12 protein-coding genes and 2 pseudogenes are annotated in these 22,164 nt (G+C 66.2%); 2 read left to right on the top strand and 12 right to left on the bottom strand.

Annotated elements, in window-relative coordinates:
- Positions 1-2 precede the first annotated feature (2 nt).
- From BLV60_RS03030 to BLV60_RS03015, 4 genes are all read right to left on the bottom strand, one after another.
- Positions 3-290: a DUF6587 family protein gene (locus tag BLV60_RS03030; RefSeq protein ID WP_093049590.1), complete on the bottom strand. Its 288-nt coding sequence runs from the start codon at positions 288-290 to the stop codon at positions 3-5.
- Between the two features lie 28 nt (positions 291-318).
- Positions 319-2,214, bottom strand: coding sequence for a ferrous iron transporter B (locus tag BLV60_RS03025; protein WP_093049588.1), 1,896 nt, complete (start codon positions 2,212-2,214; stop codon positions 319-321).
- A complete protein-coding gene (locus BLV60_RS03020) occupies positions 2,207-2,509 on the bottom strand; it encodes a FeoA family protein (protein WP_093049585.1) in 303 nt (100 codons plus the stop codon). Before BLV60_RS03020 ends, BLV60_RS03025 begins: the two co-directional genes overlap by 8 nt.
- 143 nt (positions 2,510-2,652) lie before the next feature.
- The gene (locus BLV60_RS03015; RefSeq protein WP_093049582.1) at positions 2,653-3,147 is read right to left on the bottom strand and encodes a metallophosphoesterase family protein; all 495 of its coding nucleotides are present in this window, start codon (positions 3,145-3,147) and stop codon (positions 2,653-2,655) included.
- Positions 3,148-3,228: 81 nt separating this feature from the next.
- On the opposite strand from BLV60_RS03015, the gene BLV60_RS03010 reads away from it, so the two are divergent.
- Positions 3,229-4,695, top strand: a complete 1,467-nt coding sequence (locus BLV60_RS03010) for a C13 family peptidase (RefSeq protein ID WP_093050392.1) — start codon at positions 3,229-3,231, stop codon at positions 4,693-4,695.
- A gap of 27 nt (positions 4,696-4,722) precedes the next feature.
- On the opposite strand, the gene BLV60_RS03005 is transcribed toward BLV60_RS03010, so the two are convergent.
- Entirely contained in the window at positions 4,723-7,587 is a 2,865-nt protein-coding gene (locus BLV60_RS03005; RefSeq protein WP_093049579.1) for an aconitate hydratase, read from the bottom strand.
- A 159-nt stretch (positions 7,588-7,746) separates the two neighbouring features.
- Positions 7,747-8,181, bottom strand: coding sequence for a hypothetical protein (locus tag BLV60_RS03000; RefSeq protein ID WP_093049576.1), 435 nt, complete (start codon positions 8,179-8,181; stop codon positions 7,747-7,749).
- A 131-nt stretch (positions 8,182-8,312) separates the two neighbouring features.
- Between BLV60_RS03000 and BLV60_RS02995 the strand changes: the two genes are divergently transcribed.
- Positions 8,313-9,164, top strand: a complete 852-nt coding sequence (locus BLV60_RS02995; protein WP_093050390.1) for a helix-turn-helix domain-containing protein — start codon at positions 8,313-8,315, stop codon at positions 9,162-9,164.
- On the opposite strand, the gene BLV60_RS02990 is transcribed toward BLV60_RS02995, so the two are convergent.
- From BLV60_RS02990 to BLV60_RS34830, 6 genes and pseudogenes are all read right to left on the bottom strand, one after another.
- A complete protein-coding gene (locus BLV60_RS02990; protein ID WP_093049574.1) occupies positions 9,064-11,328 on the bottom strand; it encodes an acyl-CoA dehydrogenase in 2,265 nt (754 codons plus the stop codon). The genes BLV60_RS02995 and BLV60_RS02990 overlap by 101 nt on opposite strands.
- Positions 11,329-11,438: 110 nt before the next feature.
- On the bottom strand, positions 11,439-12,032 hold the full coding sequence (locus BLV60_RS02985; RefSeq protein ID WP_093049571.1) for a hypothetical protein: 594 nt from the start codon (positions 12,030-12,032) through the stop codon (positions 11,439-11,441).
- 8 nt (positions 12,033-12,040) lie between these two features.
- Positions 12,041-13,195, bottom strand: a complete 1,155-nt coding sequence (locus BLV60_RS02980) for a DUF2827 domain-containing protein (protein ID WP_093049567.1) — start codon at positions 13,193-13,195, stop codon at positions 12,041-12,043.
- A complete protein-coding gene (locus BLV60_RS02975) occupies positions 13,192-14,343 on the bottom strand; it encodes a DUF2827 domain-containing protein (RefSeq protein ID WP_093049564.1) in 1,152 nt (383 codons plus the stop codon). The genes BLV60_RS02980 and BLV60_RS02975 overlap by 4 nt, the downstream gene beginning before the upstream one ends.
- Positions 14,344-14,425: 82 nt before the next feature.
- A pseudogene (locus BLV60_RS34835) lies at positions 14,426-14,743 on the bottom strand (YadA-like family protein); the annotation flags it as partial.
- Between the two features lie 81 nt (positions 14,744-14,824).
- Positions 14,825-21,706 (bottom strand): annotated as a pseudogene (locus tag BLV60_RS34830) (ESPR-type extended signal peptide-containing protein); the annotation flags it as partial.
- Positions 21,707-22,164: the final 458 nt, after the last annotated feature.

The raw sequence follows: 22,164 nt of genomic DNA, 5'->3' as shown, positions 1-22,164 counted from the left end.
TCTCAGCGGCCGTGCATGGACGGGCTGATGGTGGCCTGGTCGGCTTCCGGTTGTTTGAGAGGTGTCTTGGGACCGCAGCTTCCGCAGCTGTCGCACGAGCCGCAGCCCGAGGTCTTGGCGAGCGATGCAGCCAGTTCCTTGGCGCGTTCTTCGTCGACCCAGCCCGCGCGATGCGTGCCGGCCGCGAGCTTCTGTGCCGCGCCGCGGCGCCAGCCTGCGGGCATCCAGCGCCAGACCGCGTAGAACGCGGCGGCCGCGACGATCAATCCGACGATCAGTTGCTGTGCCATTTCTTCTTCAAACCTTTCATGACAGGTTTTAACCCGCTCCGAGTGCCACCGCAACGCGGTAGGTGATGAAGCAGGCCATGTAGGCCAGCGCGAACAGGTAGCCAGCCATGATCCAGACGTACTTCCACGAGCCCGTCTCGCGCTTCACCGCAGCCAGCGTCGAGATGCACTGCGGCGCGAACACGTACCAGACCAGCAGCGACAGCGCGGTAGCCAGCGACCAGCTGCCGGCGATGAGCGGCTCCAGCTGGCCCGCCACGTCGTCGCCCGTGGCCGACAGCGCGTACACCGTGCCGAGCGCACCCACGGCCACTTCACGCGCCGCCATGCCGGGCACCAGCGCGATCGAGATCTGCCAGTTGAAGCCAATGGGCGCGAAGATGTGCTCCAGCCCGCGGCCGATCATGCCGGCCAGGCTGTACTGGATGGCCGGGCCGGTCGCGCCTTCTGGCGGCGACGGGAAGGTCGACAAGAACCACAGCAGGATCGTCAGCGTCAGGATGATCGTGCCCACGCGCTGGATGAAGATCCATGCGCGCTCGTACAGGCCCAGCGCCAGGTTGCGCGGGTTCGGCCAGCGGTAGGCCGGCAGCTCCATCAGCAGCGGCGAATGCTGCGTGTTGTCGCGGAAGCGCTTCATCACCCAGGCCACGGCCATCGCCGAGACGATGCCGAACACATACAGCGCGAACAGCACCACGCCCTGCAGGTTGAACACGCCGCCCACGGTGCGCGCCGGAATGAAGGCCGCGATGAGCAGCGCATACACCGGCAGCCGCGCCGAACAGGTCATGAGCGGCGCGATCATGATGGTCGTGATGCGGTCGCGCCAGTTGCTGATGGTGCGCGTGGCCATCACGCCCGGAATGGCGCAGGCAAAGCTCGACAGCAGCGGAATGAACGAGCGGCCCGACAGGCCCACGGTGCCCATCACGCGGTCGAGCAGGAAGGCCGCGCGCGGCAGGTAGCCCGAGTCTTCCAGCGCAAGAATGAACAGGAAAAGAATCAGGATCTGCGGCAGGAAGACGATGACGCCGCCCACGCCTGCGATCACGCCGTCGACCAGCAGGCTCTGCAGCATGCCCTCGGGCATGGCCGTCTTGAGCAGGTTGCCGAGCCCCTCGGTGCCGGCCTTGATGGCGTCCATCGGCACGTTGGCCCAGCTGAACACGGCCTGGAACATCAGGAACATGGTGACGGCCAGCACCAGCATGCCCCACACGGGGTGCAGCACCACGCGGTCGATGCGGTCGCTGGTGGCAAGGCTGCCGACCGGCTCCTTCACCGTGAGACCGAGGATGCGGCGCACCTCGCGCTGCGTGGCCAGCACGTCGTCGAGGCCCGGCGCCTGCCAGGGCTGCGGCGTGGCGGCGGCCACTGGCGTGTCGAGCGCTGCGAGCAGGCCTTGCGCGCCGCCGGTGTGCACGCCGACGGTTTCGATGACGGGCACGCCCAGTTCGCGCGAGAGCACGGCCGTGTCGACCACGATGCCCTGCTTCTTCGCCATGTCGGTCATGTTCAGCGCCACCACCATCGGCAGGCCGAGCCGCTTGGCTTCGATCACCAGCCGCAGGTTCAGGCGCAGGTTGGTGGCGTCGGTGACGCACACCAGCAGGTCGGGCAGGGCTTCCTTGCTCTGGCCGGTGACGATGTCGCGGGTGACGGCCTCGTCGGCGCTCAGCGCATTCAGGCTGTAGGCGCCCGGCAGGTCGAGCACGAACACGCGGCGGCCCGAGGGCGTGCGCAGCGTGCCTTCCTTGCGCTCGACGGTCACGCCGGCGTAGTTGGCCACCTTCTGGCGGCTGCCGGTGAGCAGGTTGAACAGCGCGGTCTTGCCGCAGTTGGGATTGCCCAGCAGGGCGATGCGGCCCGGCTGAGCGGTGGCGGCGAGGCGGCCGGGGCCCTGGATGACGGCTTCAACCATGGTTTGCGGCTCCCGGCGTGACGTGGATCAGCGCGGCCTCGTGGCGGCGCAGTGCGAAGGTGGTGTGGCCGAGGCGCACCGCCAGCGGCTCGCGGCCCGGAATGCCGCTGGCGACGATGCGCACGGCCTCGCCCGGCACGAAGCCGATTTCGGTCAGGCGCAGGACGAGTTCCCGGTCGTCGGCGTTGTCGGGGCGCGCCACGTCGAGCACGGTGGCCCACTGGTTGTTCGGAAGCTGGTCGAGGCGCAGGGCGACGGCGGTGGTCGGCGCTGCGCCGAAATCGTTGGTTCGCACGGTGAGAGGACGCCCGGGATATCGGGCGCGCCGGTAAGCAAAACCTAGATGCTAGCAATTCTCACTCACAAATACCTGACCAACCCCTCGAAATCAGGCCCTATCGATCCAGAAACACCAAGAAACCGGCTCAAGGCCGGGTCTCAGGTGCCTCCCCCGGTAGAGGGAAGACCACCCTGCGGGTCGATCGAGACGACGCGCGCAGTCACTGACGCACCGTCGATAACGAGTTCGGCGACGGAAATCGGCAGCTTGAACCGTCGCGGGCCCGCGCTACCCGGATTGACGTAGAGCACACCATCGCGCTCTTCGACTTTCGGCTTGTGCGAATGGCCCGAGACGACCACGCGCACGCCGGCTGCGGGCGGGTCGATGTCGAGCTGCGCAAGATCATGAATGGCATAGAGGTGCACGCCGCCGAACTTCACAAGTTCGGTTTCCGCAATGGCATCTGCCCAGGGTTCGCGGTCGTTGTTGCCTCGCACGACCGTCAACGGCGCAATGGCCGCGAGCGCTTCGAGGATGCCGGCGCTGCCGATGTCGCCACCGTGCACGATGAAGTCGCTGCCCTTCAGGAAGGCGAGGGCCTCGGGCCGCATGAGCCCGTGCGTGTCGGAGATCAGACCGATGCGAAGCATAGGCAGAAGAAGAAAGTTATTCAGGCAAACCCGGGGCGACAGCCGGCAAGAAGCACGGCCCCCAAGGGCATGATCGACGGCATGCCCGAAGACATCATCGCACCGCAGCAGCCTCCCGAGAACACCGAAGAAGCATCCGCTTCGCCTCCGCCCACGCAGGACACCCCGCCGAGCGCGAGCCTGTTGCACTGGCTGGTCGGCGGCCTGCGCGCCTCGCTCCTGCTGGAGCCGCGCGTCGATGCACGACCCGCGCCCTGGCAGTTGCTGCTGCTCGTGCTGCTGCCCGAACTCGTCTGGACTGGCTTGGCGCGCCTCGAAATCGCCGGCCCCGCACGGCTCTACGAAACCGTCGGCCTCAATACGCTCTGGGTGCTCGGCGTGCTCGCGTGGCTGGGCTGGTTCGCGCTGTCCGGGCGGGCCCGCGGCGGCGGACTGGCGCGCTGGTTCGTGCTGGCCACCTGGGCGATGTTCCCGCCCAACCTGGCGCTCGGCATGCTGGCGCTGGGCTACACACGCGGCTGGTTGCCGTCGGCGATCGCCACCTCGCCCGGCTACTGGGTCGTCTTCGGCCTGGGATGCGCGTGGATGGTGCTGGCGCTGGTGCGGTTCACCGCGCGCGAAGCCGGCGCGCGCTGGCGGCTTGCGGTCTTCGCGCCCGCGTTCGTGGCCTTGCTGACGCTTACTTTCTGGCAATCGCTCAACACGCAGGACCGCATGTGGCAGCCCGATGCCACCAGCGCATCCACCCAGCCCGAGCGTCCGCGCATGCAGCTGACGCAGGAACTCTTCGAGGAGCAACAGGCGCTGTGGGAGCGCACGGTCGCGGCCCTGCCCGCCGGCAAGCCGGGGCAAACCAACGTCTACGGGCTGGTGTTTGCGCCCTACGCGTCTGAAGACGTGTTCCTGCGCGAGAGCAACATGGTCACCCAGTTGCTGGAAGAGCGCTTCGACGCCAAGGGCCGCGTGATCCACCTGATGAACCACGCGACCACAGCCGAGACGCTGCCCTGGGCCACCCCGCTCAACCTGCAGCGGGCCATTGCCGCGCTGGCCGAGCGCATGGACCGCGAGAACGACGTGCTGATCGTCTACCTCACCTCGCACGGCGCGCGCGACCACCAGCTGGCCGCCGCGCACTGGCCGCTGGCCGTGCCCTGGCTCACGCCGGAAGAACTGCGCGAAGCGCTCGACGAAGCCGGCATTCGCCACCGGGTGGTGGCGGTGTCGGCCTGCTATTCAGGGGGATGGATCGAACCGCTGGCCAACGAAAACACGCTGGTGATGACCGCCGCCGACGCCACGCACACCTCGTACGGATGCGGCCGGCTGTCTGAATTGACCTTCTTCGGTCGCGCGATGTTCAACGAGGAACTGCGCAAGACCCGCTCCTTCGAAACCGCCTTCGCGGCGGCCGTACCGCTGATCAAGCAGCGCGAGATCGAGGCCGGCAAGGAAGACGGCTTCTCGAACCCGCAGATCAGCGTGGGCGAAAAGATCCGCCCGTTGCTCGACCAGCTTGCGCAGCGACTCGACGCCGCCTCGAAGTAGCAGCGTCGACGGGCCTGCTCCCGGGAGTTATTCCAGGAGCTGTCGCAGCACGAACGGCAGGATGCCGCCGTGCTTGTAATAGTCGACCTCGATAGGCGTGTCGATGCGCAGGCGCACCGTCACCTCCTGGTGCGTACCGTCGGGGCGGTGCACCACCAGCTTCACGTCCATCTGCGGCTTCAGCTCGCTGCCGATCACCACGTCGATCTGCTCGTCGCCCGTGAGGCCCAGCGTCTGCCATGAATCGGCGCCGCGGAACTGCAGCGGCAGCACGCCCATGCCGACCAGGTTGGCGCGGTGGATGCGCTCGAAGCTGCGCGCCACCACGGCCTTGATGCCCAGCAGCTGCGTGCCCTTGGCGGCCCAGTCGCGCGAGGAACCGGTGCCGTACTCTTCGCCGCCGAACACCACCGTGGGCACGCCCTGCTCCATGTACTTCATGGCGGCGTCGTAGATGAACATCTTCTGGTTGCCCGGCTGGAACAGCGTGACGCCGCCCTCTTCCTGCGTGCCGTTGGCATCCGGCGGAATCATCAGGTTCTTGATGCGCACGTTGGCAAAGGTGCCGCGCATCATCACGTCGTGGTTGCCGCGGCGCGAGCCATAGCTGTTGAAGTCGGCCTTGGGCACGCCGTGCGCCTTGAGCCAGATGCCCGCGGGCGAACTTTCCTTGATGGAGCCGGCCGGCGAAATGTGGTCGGTGGTGATCGAGTCGCCGAACAGCGCCATCACGCGCGCGCCCTTGAAGCCTGCGTCCGACGCGTGCGGCTTCATCTTGAAGCCCTCGAAGAACGGCGGCTCGGCGATGTAGGTCGACTTCGGCCAGTCGTACACCTGACCATTGGTGCCCTTGATGCTGCTCCAGAACTTGCCCGGGTCGGTCTTGACCTTGTCGTAGTTGGAGCGGAACGACTTGGCGTTCATTGCGTAGCGCAGGTTGTCGTCGATTTCCTTCGGCGTGGGCCAGATGTCGCCGAGGTACACGTCCTTGCCTTTCTTGCCCTTGCCAACGGGCTCGGTCATCAGGTCGGTCATTACGTTGCCGGCGATGGCAAAGGCAACCACCAGCGGCGGCGAGGCCAGGAAGTTGGCCTTCAGGTTCGGGTGGATGCGCGCCTCGAAATTGCGGTTGCCCGACAGCACGGCCGCGCCGATCAGGTCGTTCTTGGTGATCGCCTCGTTGATCTCGGGCGTGAGATCGCCGGCGTTGCCGATGCAGGTGGTGCAGCCGTAGCCCGCAAGGTAGAAGCCGAGCTTTTCGAGGTACGGCAGCAGGCCTGCCTTCTCAAGATATTCGGTGACGATGCGCGAGCCTGGAGCCAGCGAGGTCTTGATGTGCGGCTTGACCGTGAGGCCGGCCTCGACGGCCTTCTTGGCCAGCAGGCCGGCGGCCAGCATCACGCTCGGGTTCGAGGTGTTGGTGCACGAGGTGATGGCCGCGATCAGCACGTCGCCGTTGCCGATGGTGACTTCGCCCTTGGGCGCCGAAGGCGCGGTGGCGCTCACGTGCGCGGCGGCGTTGGTCGAGCGGTTGGCCACCATCTCGACCACGTCGAGCGGCGCGCCTGCTGGCGGCGGAGCGGCTTCTTCGTCACCGGCCTTGCCGGCCGCGACCAGCGGATAGCGCAGCTTGAGCTTGTCGGCCGGCTGGTTGAAGCCGTTGGCGTCGTTGGGCTTGCTGTAGAGCTCCGAGAACTTGGTGGAGAGGTGGCCGAGGTCGATGCGGTCCTGCGGGCGCTTCGGGCCGGCCAGGCTGGGCGAGACGGTGCCGAGGTCGAGCTTGACGACCTTCGTGTAGTCGATGTCGCCCGGGTTGGGCATGCCGTAGAGGCCCTGCGCCTTGTAATAGGCGGCGAAGCGCTCGACCTCTTCCTTGGTGCGGCCGGTGCCTTCGAAATACGCCACGGTCATGTCGTCGACCGGGAAGAAACCCATGGTCGCGCCGTATTCAGGCGCCATGTTGCCGATGGTCGCGCGGTCGGGCACGGCGATGGATGCGGCGCCGGGGCCGAAGAATTCGACGAACTTGCCGACCACCTTTTCAGCCCGCAGGATGGAAGTGACGTACAGCACCAGGTCGGTTGCCGTGACGCCTTCGCGCAGCTTCCCGGTGAGCTCGAAGCCCACCACGTCGGGCGTCAGCATGTAGACCGGCTGGCCCAGCATGGCCGCCTCGGCCTCGATGCCGCCCACGCCCCAGCCGACCACACCGATACCGTTGATCATGGTGGTGTGGCTGTCGGTGCCGACCAGCGAGTCGGGGTAATACGTTGGTTTGTCGTCCTTGTCGCTCGGGCTCTTGTAGACGCCGCGTGCAAAGTATTCGAGGTTGACCTGGTGCACGATGCCGAAGCCCGGCGGCACGACGCGGAAGGTGTCGAAGGCCTGCATGCCCCACTTCATGAACTGGTAGCGCTCGTTGTTGCGCTGGAATTCCAGCTTCATGTTCAGGTCGAGCGCCTTGGGCGTGCCGTAGTAGTCGACCATCACCGAGTGGTCGACCACCAGGTCGACGGGCACCAGCGGCTCGATGGTCTTGGGCGACTTGCCCAGCTTGGCGGCCACGCTGCGCATGGCGGCCAGGTCGGCCAGCAGCGGCACGCCGGTGAAGTCCTGCAGCACCACGCGGGTGACGACGAAGGGAATTTCGTCTACGCGCTCGGCGTTGGGCGCCCAGTGGGCCAGCTCTTCGACGTGCTTGGCCGAGACTTTCTGCCCATCGCAATTGCGCAGCACCGACTCGAGCACGATGCGGATGGAGACGGGCAGGCGGTCGATGGTGGGGTATTGCTTGGCCAGTTCCTTCAGGGACCAATATTTGCCGGACTTGCCAGACGGGGTCTTGAAGGTCTTGAGGGTGGACGCAAACGCATGCGCCGGAGCTTTGGCCATGGAGAGACTCCTGTTTGTTCGTGGAAGCCCCTCAAAGATATCAGGGATCAATGTCAGCCGTTGTAGTCGGTCTTCTCCGATCCCGCCTTCTGCCGCCCTGTTCCTCATCGCGAAAAATGCCGGGTAAAGGGGTGCCGCCGGCATTTGCGCGAGATCGGATCACCAACGACCGGCCGGCGTCAGCCCGGTGACCGCGCCTGCACTGCCGCGGGTGCGGCGCAGGCCAGTCCATTGCAGCTCGGCCAACACAACCACGCACGCCACCTGCGCCAGCACCCAGGCCATGCCCAGCACAGTGATCGCAAACATGCCGCTCACCAGCAGCGCGATGCACGCCACGGCCCAGCCGAAGTTGCCGGCGACGACCAGGCCGATCAGCGTGCGTGGCGGCGTGCTGCGACTGGCCATGAAGGCCGCGGCGGCGGCATAGACCAGCAGGAACACGCCCGTACCCATGAGCAGCGGCGCCGGCAGCCCGGTCAACCCGGCCAGTGCGCCGGTGAATGCCACCTGCAGCGCGCCGGTCGCGGCGCAGGAGGCGGCGTCGGCCCACATCACGGCGGGCAGGAAGCGGGGGGATGCGAAGACGGACATGAGGATCTCCTTGGTGGTTACGCGGCAAGCCAGTCCTGCCGTGTTGGAGCCAATGATTCCGGCCAGCGTGGATCGCGTCGATGACCTGGGAGGTCATGGCGCCGCGCCGCCGCCACGCCAGAATGCGCCTCATGAACACCACCCGCTCCCACCCGACCAAGGCCAGCCAGCCCGGCGCGCGCGACCCGTTCGGCGCCCACCTGCGGCACTGGCGCACCCACCGCCGCCTGAGCCAGCTCGACCTGGCGCAGGAGGCCGAGGTCTCGACCCGCCACCTGAGCTATGTTGAAACCGGCCGCGCCGCGCCCAGCCGCGAGATGGTGCTGCGCCTGGCCGAGCGGCTCGAGGTGCCGCTGCGCGAGCGCAATGCGTTGTTGGTGGCCGCCGGCTTCGCGCCGATGTACCGGCAGCGCTCGCTCGACGATCCGGCAATGGCCGCCGCACGCCGCGCGGTCGATCTGGTGCTGAAAGGCCACGAGCCCTTTCCCGCGCTGGCCGTGGACCGCCACTGGAACCTGGTCGCGCACAACGCGCTGGTGCCGCTGCTGATGGAAGGCGCCTCGCCCGAGCTGCTGAAGCCGCCCATCAACGTGCTGCGCCTGAGCCTGCACCCCGACGGCGTGGCGCCGCGCATTGCCAATCTCGCGCAGTGGCGCACTCACCTGCTCGAACGGCTGCAACAGCAGATTGCCGCCACGGGCGACGCGGTGCTGCAAGCGCTGCACGATGAACTTGCGGCCTATCCCTCGCCCGCCGTGAGCCATGACGCGCCCGTCATCGACACCGCGCTGTCTGCGGTGGCCGTGCCCTTTCAGGTGGTCATGCCGAGCGGCGTGCTGAGCTTCATCAGCACCATCACGATCTTCGGCACGCCGGTCGACGTCACATTGCAGGAACTCGCGGTGGAGTCGTTCTTTCCGGCGGATGAGCAGACGGCTGCGGCGCTGATGGCACTGGCTGCGCAGCAGCAACAGGCGGGCTGAGGTCGGCCCTGCCGTCTGCATCGCGCGGCGGGCCTTCGAAGTCGTCCACCTGGATGACCTTGTCGGCTGCCTTCAGGTAGGCGAGCGCCAGTTCGGGGTCGGGTGCCGAGCGGGCCGCCTCTTCGAGCGAGTTCGTGCGGCGTAGCGCCTTGTTGAGCGCAGCCGTGGCATCGCCGAGCTGCACGCCCAGTTCCATCGCGTACATCAGATCGCGCAGGCCACCCGCGGCGGGCTCGCTCAGGTCAGGCGCCAGGCGTTCGATGATGCGCGGGTCCTTGCGCAGCAGGTCGGCCAGTTCGAGCAGTTGCACGTCGCGCAGCGGCGCCAGGTGCGCGGTGCGGCGCAGTACCAGCGCACCGATCACGCGCCGGCCCGCCGTCGGCAGGTTGGCATACAGATCGCGCAGGATCTTGCCGGCCTCGTCGATCTGCAGACGGATCGCAGCCCGTGCGAAGGGCAACAGTTCGGGCGCACCATCGACGCGATAGCGCCAGATGCACGAACTGGCCAGGTACAGGTGCGCGAGCACATCGCCCAGGCGCGCCGACAGCAGCTCCATGCGCTTGAGCTTGCCGCCGAGCATCCCCATCGCGAGATCGGCCGTGAGCGCGTACTTGGCGCTCATGCGCGCGACGAGCCGCGCTTCGTGCATCAGCTCATCGGGCGGCGCGCCGAACACCGGCGCGCCGAAGAGGCTGCGCCACAGGTTCACCGCCACGTGCCTGCCGTGTGCCATGAGCGCCTTGCCGAGCGCGGTCTCGTCCTTCGCCTGCACGGTAGCCATTTCGTCGAGCACATGCGGATGGCATCGCACCGCGCCCTGCCCGAACACGATGAGCGCGCGCGTGAGGATGTTCGCGCCCTCCACCGTGATCGCGATCGGCGCCTGCCGGTAGGACACGCCGAGCAGGTTCGACGGACCGGAGATGATGCCCTTGCCGCCGAGGATGTCCATGCCGTGGTTGACCGCGCGGCGTCCGGCTTCGGTCAGCTGCACCTTGAGGATGGCACTGGCCACGCTGGGCCGTTCGCCCTTGTCGAGCGCGGCCGCCGTGAAGCGCCGCGCCGCATCGGTCGCATACAGCTCGGCCGACATCTGCGCCACCAGCCCGGCGACCGCGTGGAACTTGCCGACTGGCATGCCGAACTGTTCGCGAATTTGCCCGTAGCCGTTGCTCACGTAGAGCGCGGTCTGCTGCATCGCCGAGCCCAGCGCCGGCAGCGAGATCGCACGGCCCGCGGCCAGGCATTCCATCAGCATGCGCCAGCCCTGCCCGACCTGCTGCTCGCCGCCGATGATCCAGTCCGTCGGCACGAACACCTGACGGCCGTGGATCGGGCCGTTCATGAAGGCACTGTCCATCGGGCGATGGCGGCGGCCGATCTCCATGCCCTCGTGCGGCACTGGAATCAGCGCGCAGGTAATGCCGAGTTCGCGCTCGCCCTCGGGCCTGCTTTCGTCGATGGCGTGGAAGGCCAGCCCGACCACGGTGGCGACCGGCGCGAGCGTGATGTAGCGCTTGTCGAAATCGACCAGGAAGCCGCGCGTCATGCGGCCGTTGAATTCGCGCTCGACCACCACGCCACGGTCGGGAATCGACGCCGCATCCGATCCCGCATACGGCGATGTCAGGCCGAAGCACGGCAGCTCGCGACCGTCGGCAAGGCGCGGCAGGTAGTGTTCTTTCTGCGCATCGGTGCCGTAGCGCAGCAGCAGTTCGGCAGGCCCCAGCGAGTTGGGCACCATCACCGTGACAGCCGTGGCCACGTTGACGGTGGCGATGCGCGCCACCACCGTAGCGTGTGCATGGTGACCGAAGCCGAGGCCGCCGAATTCCTCTGGAATGATCATTCCGAAGAAGCGCTTCTCGCGCAGGTAGCGCCACACCTCGGGCGGCAGGTCGTGCGCCTGGTCGATGGCGTGGTCGTCGAGCATGTGGCACAGCTCGCGCACTTCGTTGTGGAGAAAGGCCTGCTCGCGTTCGGTGAGCTGGTTGGGGCCCATGGCCGCCAGTGCATCGAAGTCCGGGCGGCCTGCGAAGAGCTGGCCTTCGAAGCCGACGGTGCCCGCCTCGAGCGCCGCGCGCTCGGTGTCGCCCAGCGGCGGGAGCGCCTTCGAGAATGGCTGCATGGCCCATCGGCCGATCAGTGTCGCCAGAGGCATGGTGCGTCTCCTTCCGCGACGAATGCGCGCGGATTGGCACCATTCTTGAGGCTTGTGGCTGGCCCCGAGGGCCGGTCAAGGGCTCCCCGGCCTGTCGGAGACGGACGCGCCTACCGCTTCTTCGGCGGCTGGGCCGCAGCAGCAGCGGCGGGATCCCGCCAGCCATATTCGACATAGCGCCGGATGACCAGGCAGCCCGGCGGCGAATCGATCAGCGAGACCGACGAGGTCGGCTCCTTCTCGTCGGTGTAGACCGCGTAGTTGGGCAGCAGCCGCGTCATCTTGTAGCTCGCCAGCTCCTGCTGGCCGACGCTCGCGCAGGTGAAGGGCGCGACCGAGATGCGCTCGGCCGACACGGTGCAGGCGCCGCTTTCATCGGGAATGGCGGTGATCGAAGCAGCCACGCCAGCGTTCGGAAACTCCATGCCGATCAGCGAGAACATCGGCCCGGCGTCGGGGCGCTTGCGGTCCCAGTCGAGCAGCACGTCGTGGCTGCGAGCACCTTGCACAGTGAGCGTGGAAAGCCGCGTGATGGCCGGCAGGCAGCGCTTGATGCCCACGCTGGTGGCAGCGCGCGTGAGCGTGTCTTGCGGGGCCGCGGGCGGGGCCTGGGGCACCAGCACGCCTTGGGCAAGCGCGGTGCCGGCGGCGGCCCATGCAAGGGCGGCAATCAGCAGGTGGGAGATTCGTTGGGTCGGCTTCATCCCGGTCCTCATGCGTAAAGGTTTTCGATGGCGGCGGTGTAGGCGCGCACGTTGTCCTCGCCCTCGGGGTCGAGCGTGGCGATGAAGCGGCGCGCGCGCTCGCGGTAGGCCGGCAGGTTGGCGTCGTGCTCGGCAAAGGCGCGCTGCAGGGCGCGGCCGCCCTCCTCGCAGTCGAAGCCGTGGTAGCGGTAGCCGCAGTCGCCGATGAGGTGCGAGTTGTGGACGAGCGGGTAGCCGCCGTACAGCGCCTCGTAGTAGAGGTAGTTCTGCGCGTTCTCCCAGTGGTGCGCGAACACGGCGTCGATCTTGCCGGGCATCACCTGGTACATCGGAAAGCGCCCCTCGAAGGTGGCCAGCCCGTGCTGCACGAGGTCCAGGCTCTGCGCGAAGCCGATGAACAGCGGCTTGTCCTTCAGGTGAAAGCTGTTGTAGACCCACATCTTCTCGATCAGCCGCGGCTGCGCGCGATGCGCCGCCTCGCAGCCGAGCATGGGGATGAAGCTGGTCTTCACCATGCAGATGTTGGGCTCGAAGATGGCCACGCGCCATTGCTTGCGGCCGGGCTCGTAGGCAAAGGGCGGGCCGTCCGCCGGCGCGCGGGTCATGGCGCGCTCCAGCACCATCGGGCTCCAGAGATGCGGCATGAGCCGCACCGGCGCGCGGAAGGTGCTCTCGAAGTAGGGCTTGCACGAAACCTCGTACTCGGGAATCGTCCAGACCTCGTCGTAGGGCGCGCCTGAGATCAGCAGGCCGTGCGGCTTGTTGAAGATCATGCGCTCGATGTCGATCACGTAGTCGTTGCCCACGCGCATCGAGACGATCTTGCCGCCGCGCTCACGGAACGCCACGGACCACGGCATGGCCAGCTGGGCGCTCATCTCGATCATGAGGTCGAGCTCCTGCGCTGCCGTGGCCATGTCGATGATGGGCACCGGCGAATCGGCGAGGAAGTTGGTGGCGTCCGCCGGGCCGCCGTCGCCACCACCGGCCACCAGCACGGCGCTTTCCACGCGCGGCGAACGCAGCAGCAGCATCACGAGGAACAGGCAGTTCTGGTAGACGCCGTTCTCCCACAGGCTCTGCTCACCCTTCCGGATGAAGATGGAAACGCCGACCTTCAGCCTGGCCGGCATTGCGGTCTTTTGTTGCTGCGCCTCGTTCATGCGGCAGCCTTCACGCCGTCGGCACGGAATGCGGCATTGCCACCCACCAGGTTCAGCAGGCGCTGCGCATAGCCGTCGACGTTCGCGGGGTTGAGCGGATCGACCGCGTCGAAGACGCGTTGCGAGCGGGCGCGGTAGTCGTCCAGCTGCCGGTCGTGATTGCGCACGGCCTGCTGCAGTTGCGCGGCGCCGGCTGCCACGTCGAAGTCAGGGTAGTAGTAGCCCGCATCGCGCAGCCAGGGCGAGTTGTGCACCAGCGGGTAGTTGCCGTAGAGCGCATCGAGGTAGCTGTAGTTCTGGTCGTTCTGCCACTGGTGCGAAACCACTGCGTCGGCAAACTGCACCATGAAGCCCGCGAAGTCGTGCCGGCCATGAAAGACCGCCTTGTGCTGGCGCACGATGTCGAGCGAGTTCGCCAGGTACAGCATGGTCGGGTGGTCCTTGATGTGCAGGGTGTTGAGCACCTGCATCGAGGTCACGGCCGCCGGGTCTGCACGGTAGGCCCCGTCGCAGATCAGCATGGGCACGCTGCTGGACTTCACCACCGAGATGTTGGGCTCGAAGATCGCCACCCGAAAGCCCGGCTGCTGCGCCGTGCGCGGCGTGTAGCCGAAACGATGGCCCGCGGCCTCGACCTCCGCGACGCGCTGGGCCAGGAACTGCGGCGACCAGAGGTACGGCACCTCGAACACCGGGCAGCGATGCATGGTGCGCATCATGGGCATGAATGCCTCGTCCTTGGGCAGCAGCCACACCTCGTCGCAGCGCTCGGGCTTGCTGAAGTGGCCCTTGTCGGTGAACACGATCGGCTCGGCCAGCGCCGCGAAAGGCTGGCCCACGCAATGGAACACCACGCGGCCGCCGCACGCGCGAAAGTAGGAGAGCCATTGCACGTCGAGCGCGCCGGCCATCTCGATGACCACGTCCAGCGCATCGGTCAGCTCGCGCGCCCGCCCGAAGGCTAGGCCCATCGCGGCCAAGTCGACCTGAGGGGGCATGTTCGGCTGGTCGCCGGCGTCGATCAGGGTGACGGATTCGACGAACCCGATGCGTTGCAGCAGCCGGGCGAGGAACAGGACGTTCTGCCCCATCCCGTTCTCCCAGATGTTCTGCCCTGCGTGGGTGAGGACTGAAATACCAATGCGCATGGGGGCGAAGTGTGTACCAAAAGAAAAGGCTCCCGCACCATCACAGCGCGGGAGCCGGCCGGTCGCTGGCCGATTCAGTGGCTTATTTCCACTTCCAGCCGATGCCGGCGTTGACGCCCCACTCCTTGCCCGTGGTCGTCAGGCCCGCGCCCCAGGACATCTTGCCGTCGTCGGACAGCGCCTTGAAGGTCAGCGCCACAGCGCTGTAGCCCTTGTAGCTGCCGAGGCCCACGCCCACCGTCTTCTCGCCGGGGTACAGCGTCGGCAGGTAGGTGCCCGACATCGCGAAGGCCATCGCCGTGCCCGAGTAGGCAATGCGGGCCACGTCACCGACCTGGCTCTGCACCTGGTTCAGCTGGCTCATGTTGACCGCGTCGCCCGGCAGGATGCCCGGCGCCACGTTGCTGATGCGCGTGCCGCCAGTTGCCTGGCCGTTGCCCAGCGTGATCTGGTTGTAGTTGACCGAGCCGTCCGGGTTGGTCGCGTACTGCACGCTGCCGGCCTTCGCGGCGGCTGCCGACGCCTTGAGCTGCGCCACGTTGGTCGCGTCGCTGTCGGCCGTGCCTGCTGCCACCCCCGTGATCTGGCGGTACTGCCCGCTGGCCGCATCGCCCACCGACACTGCGGCCTGCGTGCTGGTGGTCGCATTGACGGCTGCCTGCTGCTGTGCCGACGCACCGCCCGGCACATAACCGGCCACGCCCGCCGCGGTGGAAGCCACCGAGCCCGAGCCCAGTGCGACGCCGCCGCTTTGCGTCACGATCGCGCCGAAGCCGATGGCCGTGCCCTGCGAGATGTTCTGTGCCTTGCTCAGCTGCGTGCCGCCGGCATCCGCGTTGTCGCCCAGCGCCACGCCGCCGCCGCCCGCGCGGGAGTTCACGCCGATCGCCTGCGAGCCCGTGGCCAGCGCCCCTGTGCCGATTGCGATCGCGTTCGCACCCGTGGCCTGGGCGCCGAAGCCCACCGCCACCGCGCCGTCGGCCGTCGCCTTCGCACCGTTGCCGGCCGCAAAGGAGTTGGCGCCGCTGGCCACCGACTGCGGGCCGATCGCCACTGCTTCCTGGCCGGAGGCGTCTGCGTCTGCCGCCGTCGAGTTGGCGTGGAAGTACTTGGTGCCGGTGTTGTAGATGTTGTTGACCGACGTGCTCAGGCTGTTGACGTTGACATTGGTCGTGCTCAGGCTGGTCGACAGGCTGCCGACGCCGGTCGAGAGACTGGCGATGTTGCTGGTTGCGGTGCTCAGGCCCGACGAGGTCGAGGTCGACAGGCTTGCGAGGTTGCTGTCGGTGGTGCTCAAGCCGGTCGACAGGCTGCTGATGCCGCTGGTCGCGGTGCTCAAGCCTGTTGAAGTCGACGTGGACAGGCTGTCGATGCTGCTCGTGGCGGTGCTCAGGCCAGTCGAGGTCGAAGTCGACAGGCTGGCAATGGCGCTCGTCGAACCGCTCAGGCTCGTCGACAGGCTCGCCACATTGCTGTTCGTCGTGCTCAGGCCGGTCGACAGGCTGCTGATGCTGCTGGTCGCCGTGCTCAGGCCCGTCGAAGTCGAAGTCGACAAGCTGTCGATGCTGCTCGTGGCAGTGCTCAGACCCGTGGAGACCGAGGTCGAGAGGCTGGTCACATTGCTGTTTGTCGTGCTCAGGCCGGTCGACAGGCTGCCGATGCTGCTGGTCGCCGTGCTCAGGCCCGTCGAAGTCGACGTGGACAGGCTGTCGATGCTGCTCGTAGCAGTGCTCAGGCCCGTGGAGCTCGAAGTCGAGAGGCTGGAAACGTTGCTGTTGGTCGTGCTCAGGCCGGTCGACAGGCTGCTGATGCCCGTCGAAGTCGATGTGGACAAACTGCCGATGCTGCTTGTGGCGGTGCTCAGCCCTGTGGAGGTCGAAGTCGACAGGCTGGAGACGCTGCTGTTCGTCGTGCTCAGACCGGTCGACAGGCTGCCGATGCTGCTGGTCGCCGTGCTCAGGCCCGTCGAGGTCGACGTAGACAGGCTGTCGATGCTGCTCGTGGCGGTGCTCAGGCCCGTGGAGGTCGAGGTCGACAGGCTCGAGACGTTGCTGTTCGTCGTGCTCAGGCCGGTGGACAGGCTGCCGATGCTGCTCGTCGCCGTGCTCAAGCCAGTCGAGGTGGAAGTCGACAGGCTGGCAATACCGCTGGAAACCGAGGTCGACAGCGAAGTCAGTTGGCTGAAGTTCACCGCGTCGGTGGGGTTCACACCCGCGGCAACGTTGGTCAGGATGACCGGCGATGTCGCACCAGCGCCGCCCAGCGTGACCTTGGTGTGAGTCGCATCGTCGTACTGGACCGAGTTCGCGACGCCCGTGGACAGGCTGCCGATGCTGCTGTTGGCGGTGCTGAGGCCGGTGGACAGGCTGCCGATGTTGCTGGTGGCGGTGCTCAGCCCGGTCGACGTTGAAGTCGACAGGCTGGTCACGTTGCTGTTCGTGGTGCTCAGGCCAGTCGACAGGCTGCCGATGTTGCTGGTCGCCGTGCTCAGACCGGTCGACGTCGAGGTCGACAGACTGGTCACATTACTGTTCGTCGTGCTCAGGCCCGTGGACAGGCTGCCGATGCTGCTTGTGGCTGTGCTCAGGCCAGTCGAGGTCGAAGTCGACAGGCTGGTGACATTGCTGTTCGTCGTGCTCAAGCCAGTCGACAGGCTACCGATGTTGCTGGTCGCGGTGCTCAGGCCAGTCGACAGGCTGCCGATGTTGCTGGTCGCCGTGCTCAGACCCGTCGACGTCGAAGTCGACAGGCTGGTCACATTACTGTTCGTCGTGCTCAGGCCGGTCGACAGGCTGCCGATGCTGCTTGTGGCTGTGCTCAGGCCAGTCGACGTCGAAGTCGACAGGCTGGTCACATTACTGTTCGTCGTGCTCAAGCCGGTGGACAGACTACCGATGCTGCTCGTCGCAGTGCTCAGACCCGTCGACGTCGAAGTCGACAGGCTGGTCACGTTGCTATTCGTCGTGCTCAAACCTGTAGACAGGCTACCAATGCTGCTCGTCGCAGTGCTCAGGCCAGTCGAGGTCGAGGTCGACAGACTGGTCACATTGCTGTTGGTCGTGCTCAAGCCGGTAGACAAGCTACCAATGCTGCTCGTGGCAGTGCTCAGACCGGTCGACGTTGAAGTCGACAAGCTGGTCACATTGCTGTTCGTCGTGCTCAAGCCGGTAGACAGGCTGCCGATGCTGCTTGTCGCTGTGCTCAGGCCCGTGGAGGTCGAAGTCGACAGGCTGGTCACGTTGCTATTCGTCGTGCTCAAACCTGTAGACAGGCTACCAATGCTGCTCGTCGCAGTGCTCAGCCCGGTCGAGGTCGACGTCGACAGGCTGGTCACGTTGCTGTTCGTGGTGCTCAGGCCAGTCGACAGGCTACCGATGCTGCTCGTCGCAGTGCTCAGACCAGTCGACGTCGAGGTCGACAGACTGGTCACATTGCTGTTGGTCGTGCTCAAGCCGGTAGACAGGCTGCCGATGCTGCTTGTCGCTGTGCTCAGGCCCGTGGAGGTCGAAGTCGACAGGCTGGTCACATTGCTGTTCGTCGTGCTCAAGCCAGTCGACAGGCTACCAATGCTGCTCGTCGCAGTGCTCAGACCAGTCGACGTCGAGGTCGACAGACTGGTCACATTGCTGTTGGTCGTGCTCAAGCCGGTAGACAAGCTGCCGATGCTGCTGGTGGCTGTGCTCAGACCGGTCGACGTCGAGGTCGACAGACTGGTCACGTTGCTGTTTGTCGTGCTCAAGCCAGTGGACAGGCTACCGATGCTACTTGTCGCTGTGCTCAGACCCGTCGACGTCGAGGTCGACAGACTGGTCACATTGCTGTTCGTCGTGCTCAGGCCCGTCGAAAGGCTGGCAATGCTGCTCGTCGCGGTGCCGATGCTGCTCGACAACGAAGCTGTGACTGTCTTGACTTGCAGGACGTTGACGGCGTCCTGGTCCGCGCTGCCCGGCGCCACGCCTGTGATCTGGCGGTTGCCCACGTTCACTTCACCCGATGAGCTTTGCTTGCTCGTCAGGCCGAACGCGTCGTAGTTGGCCAACGCGCCCACGCTCGCAACCGAGTTCGCACCCAGCGCCACGCTGTCAGGCTTGGTGGTCTGGGCGTTCTTGCCGACCGCCACGCTGTTGTCGCCGTTGGAGATCGCGTTCTGGCCGATGGCCACGCTGTCGGCGCCGTTGGCCTGGCTGTCCGCGCCGGTGCTGTTGGCGTGGAAGTACTTCGTACCGGTGTTGTAGATCGAGCTGACCGACGAGCTCAGGGTGCCAAGGTTGCTGTTGGTCGTGCTCAGGCCAGTCGACAGGCTGCCGATGCCGCTCGTTGCGGTGCTCAAGCCGGTGGACAGGCTGGTCACGTTGCTGTTCGTCGTGCTCAAGCCGGTAGACAGGCTGCCAATGCTGCTCGTGGCGGTGCTCAGACCCGTCGAGGTCGAAGTCGACAGGCTCGCAACGTTGCTGTTGGTCGTGCTCAGGCCTGTAGACAGACTGCCGATGCTGCTGGTCGCGGTGCTCAGACCTGTGGAGGTCGAGGTCGACAGACTGGTGACGTTGCTGTTCGTGGTGCTCAGGCCAGTCGACAAGCTGCCGATGCTGCTCGTCGCTGTACTCAGACCGGTCGACGTCGAGGTCGACAAGCTGGTCACGTTGCTGTTTGTGGTGCTCAGGCCAGTCGACAAGCTACCGATGCTGCTCGTCGCTGTGCTCAGACCGGTCGACGTCGAGGTCGACAAGCTGGTCACGTTGCTGTTCGTGGTGCTCAGGCCAGTCGACAGGCTGCCGATGCTGCTCGTCGCGGTGCTCAAACCGGTCGAGGTCGACGTCGACAGGCTGGAGACATTGCTGTTTGTCGTGCTCAGGCCAGTGGACAGGCTGCCAATGCCGCTAGTCGCCGTACTCAGACCCGTCGAGGTCGACGTGGACAGGCTGGTCACGCTGCTGTTCGTGCTGCTCAAGCCGGTCGACAGGCTGCCGATGCTGCTCGCCGACGCGCTCAGGCCAGTGGACAGGCTGCTGACGGTGCTGTTGGTCGTGCTCAAACCAGTCGACAGGCTGCCGATACTGCTCGTCGCAGTGCTCAGACCGGTCGAAGTCGAGGTCGACAGGCTGGAAACCCTGCTGTTGGTCGTGCTGAGCCCGGTCGAAAGGCTGCCGATGTTGCTCGTCGCAGTGCTCAGACCGGTAGACGTCGAAGTCGACAGGCTGGTCACATTGCTGTTCGTTGTGCTCAGGCCCGTGGACAGGCTGCCGATGCTGCTCGCGGTAGTGCTCATGCCCGTGCTCAACTGAGCTACGGTCACAGCGTCCTGGGGCGCCGCGCCATCGGCAACGTTCGTGATTCGCCGCAGGGCGGAAGACGAACCCACCGAGACCTCGGACGCAGGCGCGTTGGTGTTGGTGAGGAACCCCTTGCCGGTAGGCGCCGCGGCGCCGGTCACGCTGCCCGCGCCAATTGCGACGCTGTTTGCATACGCTGCATTGGCGCTGTCGCCGACAGCAATGCCGGACGCGCCATTGACGGCTGAGCCACGTCCGACAGCAATGCCGGAGGTTGCCGTCGCAGCGACAGCGGACTGCCCACCAATGGCGATCGAATCGTTCGCAAGCGCCTTCGCCCCGCCAACGGAGTTGGAGCCAATCGCGGTAGATCCGTCAGCGAACGAATTCGCTGTCCGGCCAAGGGCCACGGAGTAGGCGCCTGTGGCGTTGGCTCCCGAGCCAATGGCAGCGCTGCGGTCACCCATGGAAGAAGCATTGGTGCCGACCGCCAGGCCGTTTGTTGCACCGGCGCCGGTCTGCGCGGCATAACCGATAGCTGCGGAGGTGGCGCCCTGGGCATTCGAAAGGGTCCCGAATGCCGTGGAACCGCTGCCCGTGGCATTTGCGCTGTTGCCGAAAGCGGTCGAAGGTGCCAGTCCCGATGCATCGCCAACGGCACGCGCGTTGGTGCCGAAAGCCATGTCGTTGCCGAAGGCTGCATTGGCGTTGTTGCCGAAGGCCGTCGCGCCGCCGCCATTGGCCTTGGCACCGGCGCCGACCGCGACTGCGTTGGCGCCAGAGCCAATGGCAGAAACGCCGAGGGCTACCGCGTTGAGGGCCGACGCATTGGCGCCGTCGCCAACGGCAACACCGGCTGTGCCGCTGACGATCGAGCCGCGACCGACCGCGATACCGGAGTTGGCGGCAGCCGCCACCGAAGACTGACCGCCGATGGCGATGCCGTCGACGGCCGCCGACTTTGCCACGTCGGTGGTGTTGCTGCCGATGGCGATGGAGCCGGTGTTCGAAGCCAGCGTGCCATTGCCCGCTGCCAGCGAGTTCTGGCCCGTGGCCTTGGCTCCCACCCCGAAGGCGGTCGCGCCGCTGGCAGAAGCCGTGGTGCCGTTGTTGCCGATCGCCAGCGTGTTCAAGGCACTGGCCGTGGTCTGGCCGCCGACGGCGGTCGAATCCTGGCCGGTGGCCTTGGCACCTGTGCCAACGGCGGTGGAATCGCCCAACGATGCAGCCGTACCCGTCGCCACGGCGCCCCAGCCGATCGCAAGATTCGAGGCGCCGGTGGTCGCAGCGTTGGCATTCGTGCCGATGGCGATGGCATTGCTGCCGATCGCGTTCGCGCCGTCACCGAGCGCAATCGCACTGGTACCCGCGACGTTGGCGCCGCGGCCGATGGCTACGCCCGAAGTAGCCCCGGAACTGACAAAAGCCTGGCCGCCGATGGCGATGGAATCCGTCGCGGTCGCCTGCGCGCCCTTGGTCGCGTTGCTGCCGATGGCCACCGCCCCACTGCCCGAGGCGGTGGTCGAGTTGGCAACGGTCAGCGGGGTGGTGCCGTCCCCGCCAGCGCCGCCGATGGCTACGGAATTGAGCGCGGCAGCGTTGCTGCCGAAGCCCATCGCGATGCTGGAGATGCCACCCGCGCTCGACTCCAGCCCGTAGGCGCTGCTCCACTTGCCGCTCGCGTTGCTGAGGAAGCCGAATGCGGAAGCCCCGGTTGCCCGGCCCTGGGCGAACGCGCCGTACACGGTCACCGCGGTCGAGCCCGTACCGGTCGCGTTGCATCCCGCCACCAGCGAGTAGGTGCCGGTACCGTCTTGCGTCGGTGCACCGGTCGCTCCACTGGTGCTTCCGGGATTCACGCGGCCGACGATGCCACTCGATCCCGTCACACAGGTGCCGTCGGTATTGATGACGTTGGCGTACGCCACCCCGGCTGCGCCCTGCATCACCCCATAGATGGCCGCCACGGCCAGGAGACGGAATGTCGACCGCTTCGCGCTACCGCTTCGCTTGCCGCGCGCCGAGGTGAGCTCGGAAGCCGCCACCCATGCTCCCAGGGCTTCGTTCCATATGCTTCTGTATGACTTGTTCATTTACTGTTCGGCTCGCGGTGAATGGATTGACGGGTTCAGATCGACAAAAAATGCGATGCCCCTGCGTCAGGTTCCATCGCTGAAGGCACGCGCTTGGGAGTGCCTCGATTACAGGAATGCTGGAATGTACGGACTTGTTTACATTTCAGTTCGCATGCCGCAATAGGGAAATTTCGAACCAATGATTTAGTTCACAAAAATGAAATATGAGTGAACTCATTCAGGCCCGAGGGTTGCCGACAAGCCACTGAAAGCGGGAGGCCACATAGAATCCAAAGCGCGGCTTCAGCGGACTTTTTTCACACAACTTCGCCGATAAGCCCTCTTTCTCCTTCTTCTCTCCGCCTACTCAAAGAACAGTACGTCTGCTCTTTGCAAGCTTCGAAGAATGACAAAGCCCGCTGAAATAGGAATTTCGTCACATAGCAGTTAATTAATTGCCAATCCCAGAAAGCGAT

The organism is Variovorax sp. YR634 (assembly GCF_900106655.1).
Taxonomy (GTDB): domain Bacteria; phylum Pseudomonadota; class Gammaproteobacteria; order Burkholderiales; family Burkholderiaceae_C; genus Variovorax.
This window is presented reverse-complemented; position numbering and strand designations above follow the sequence as displayed.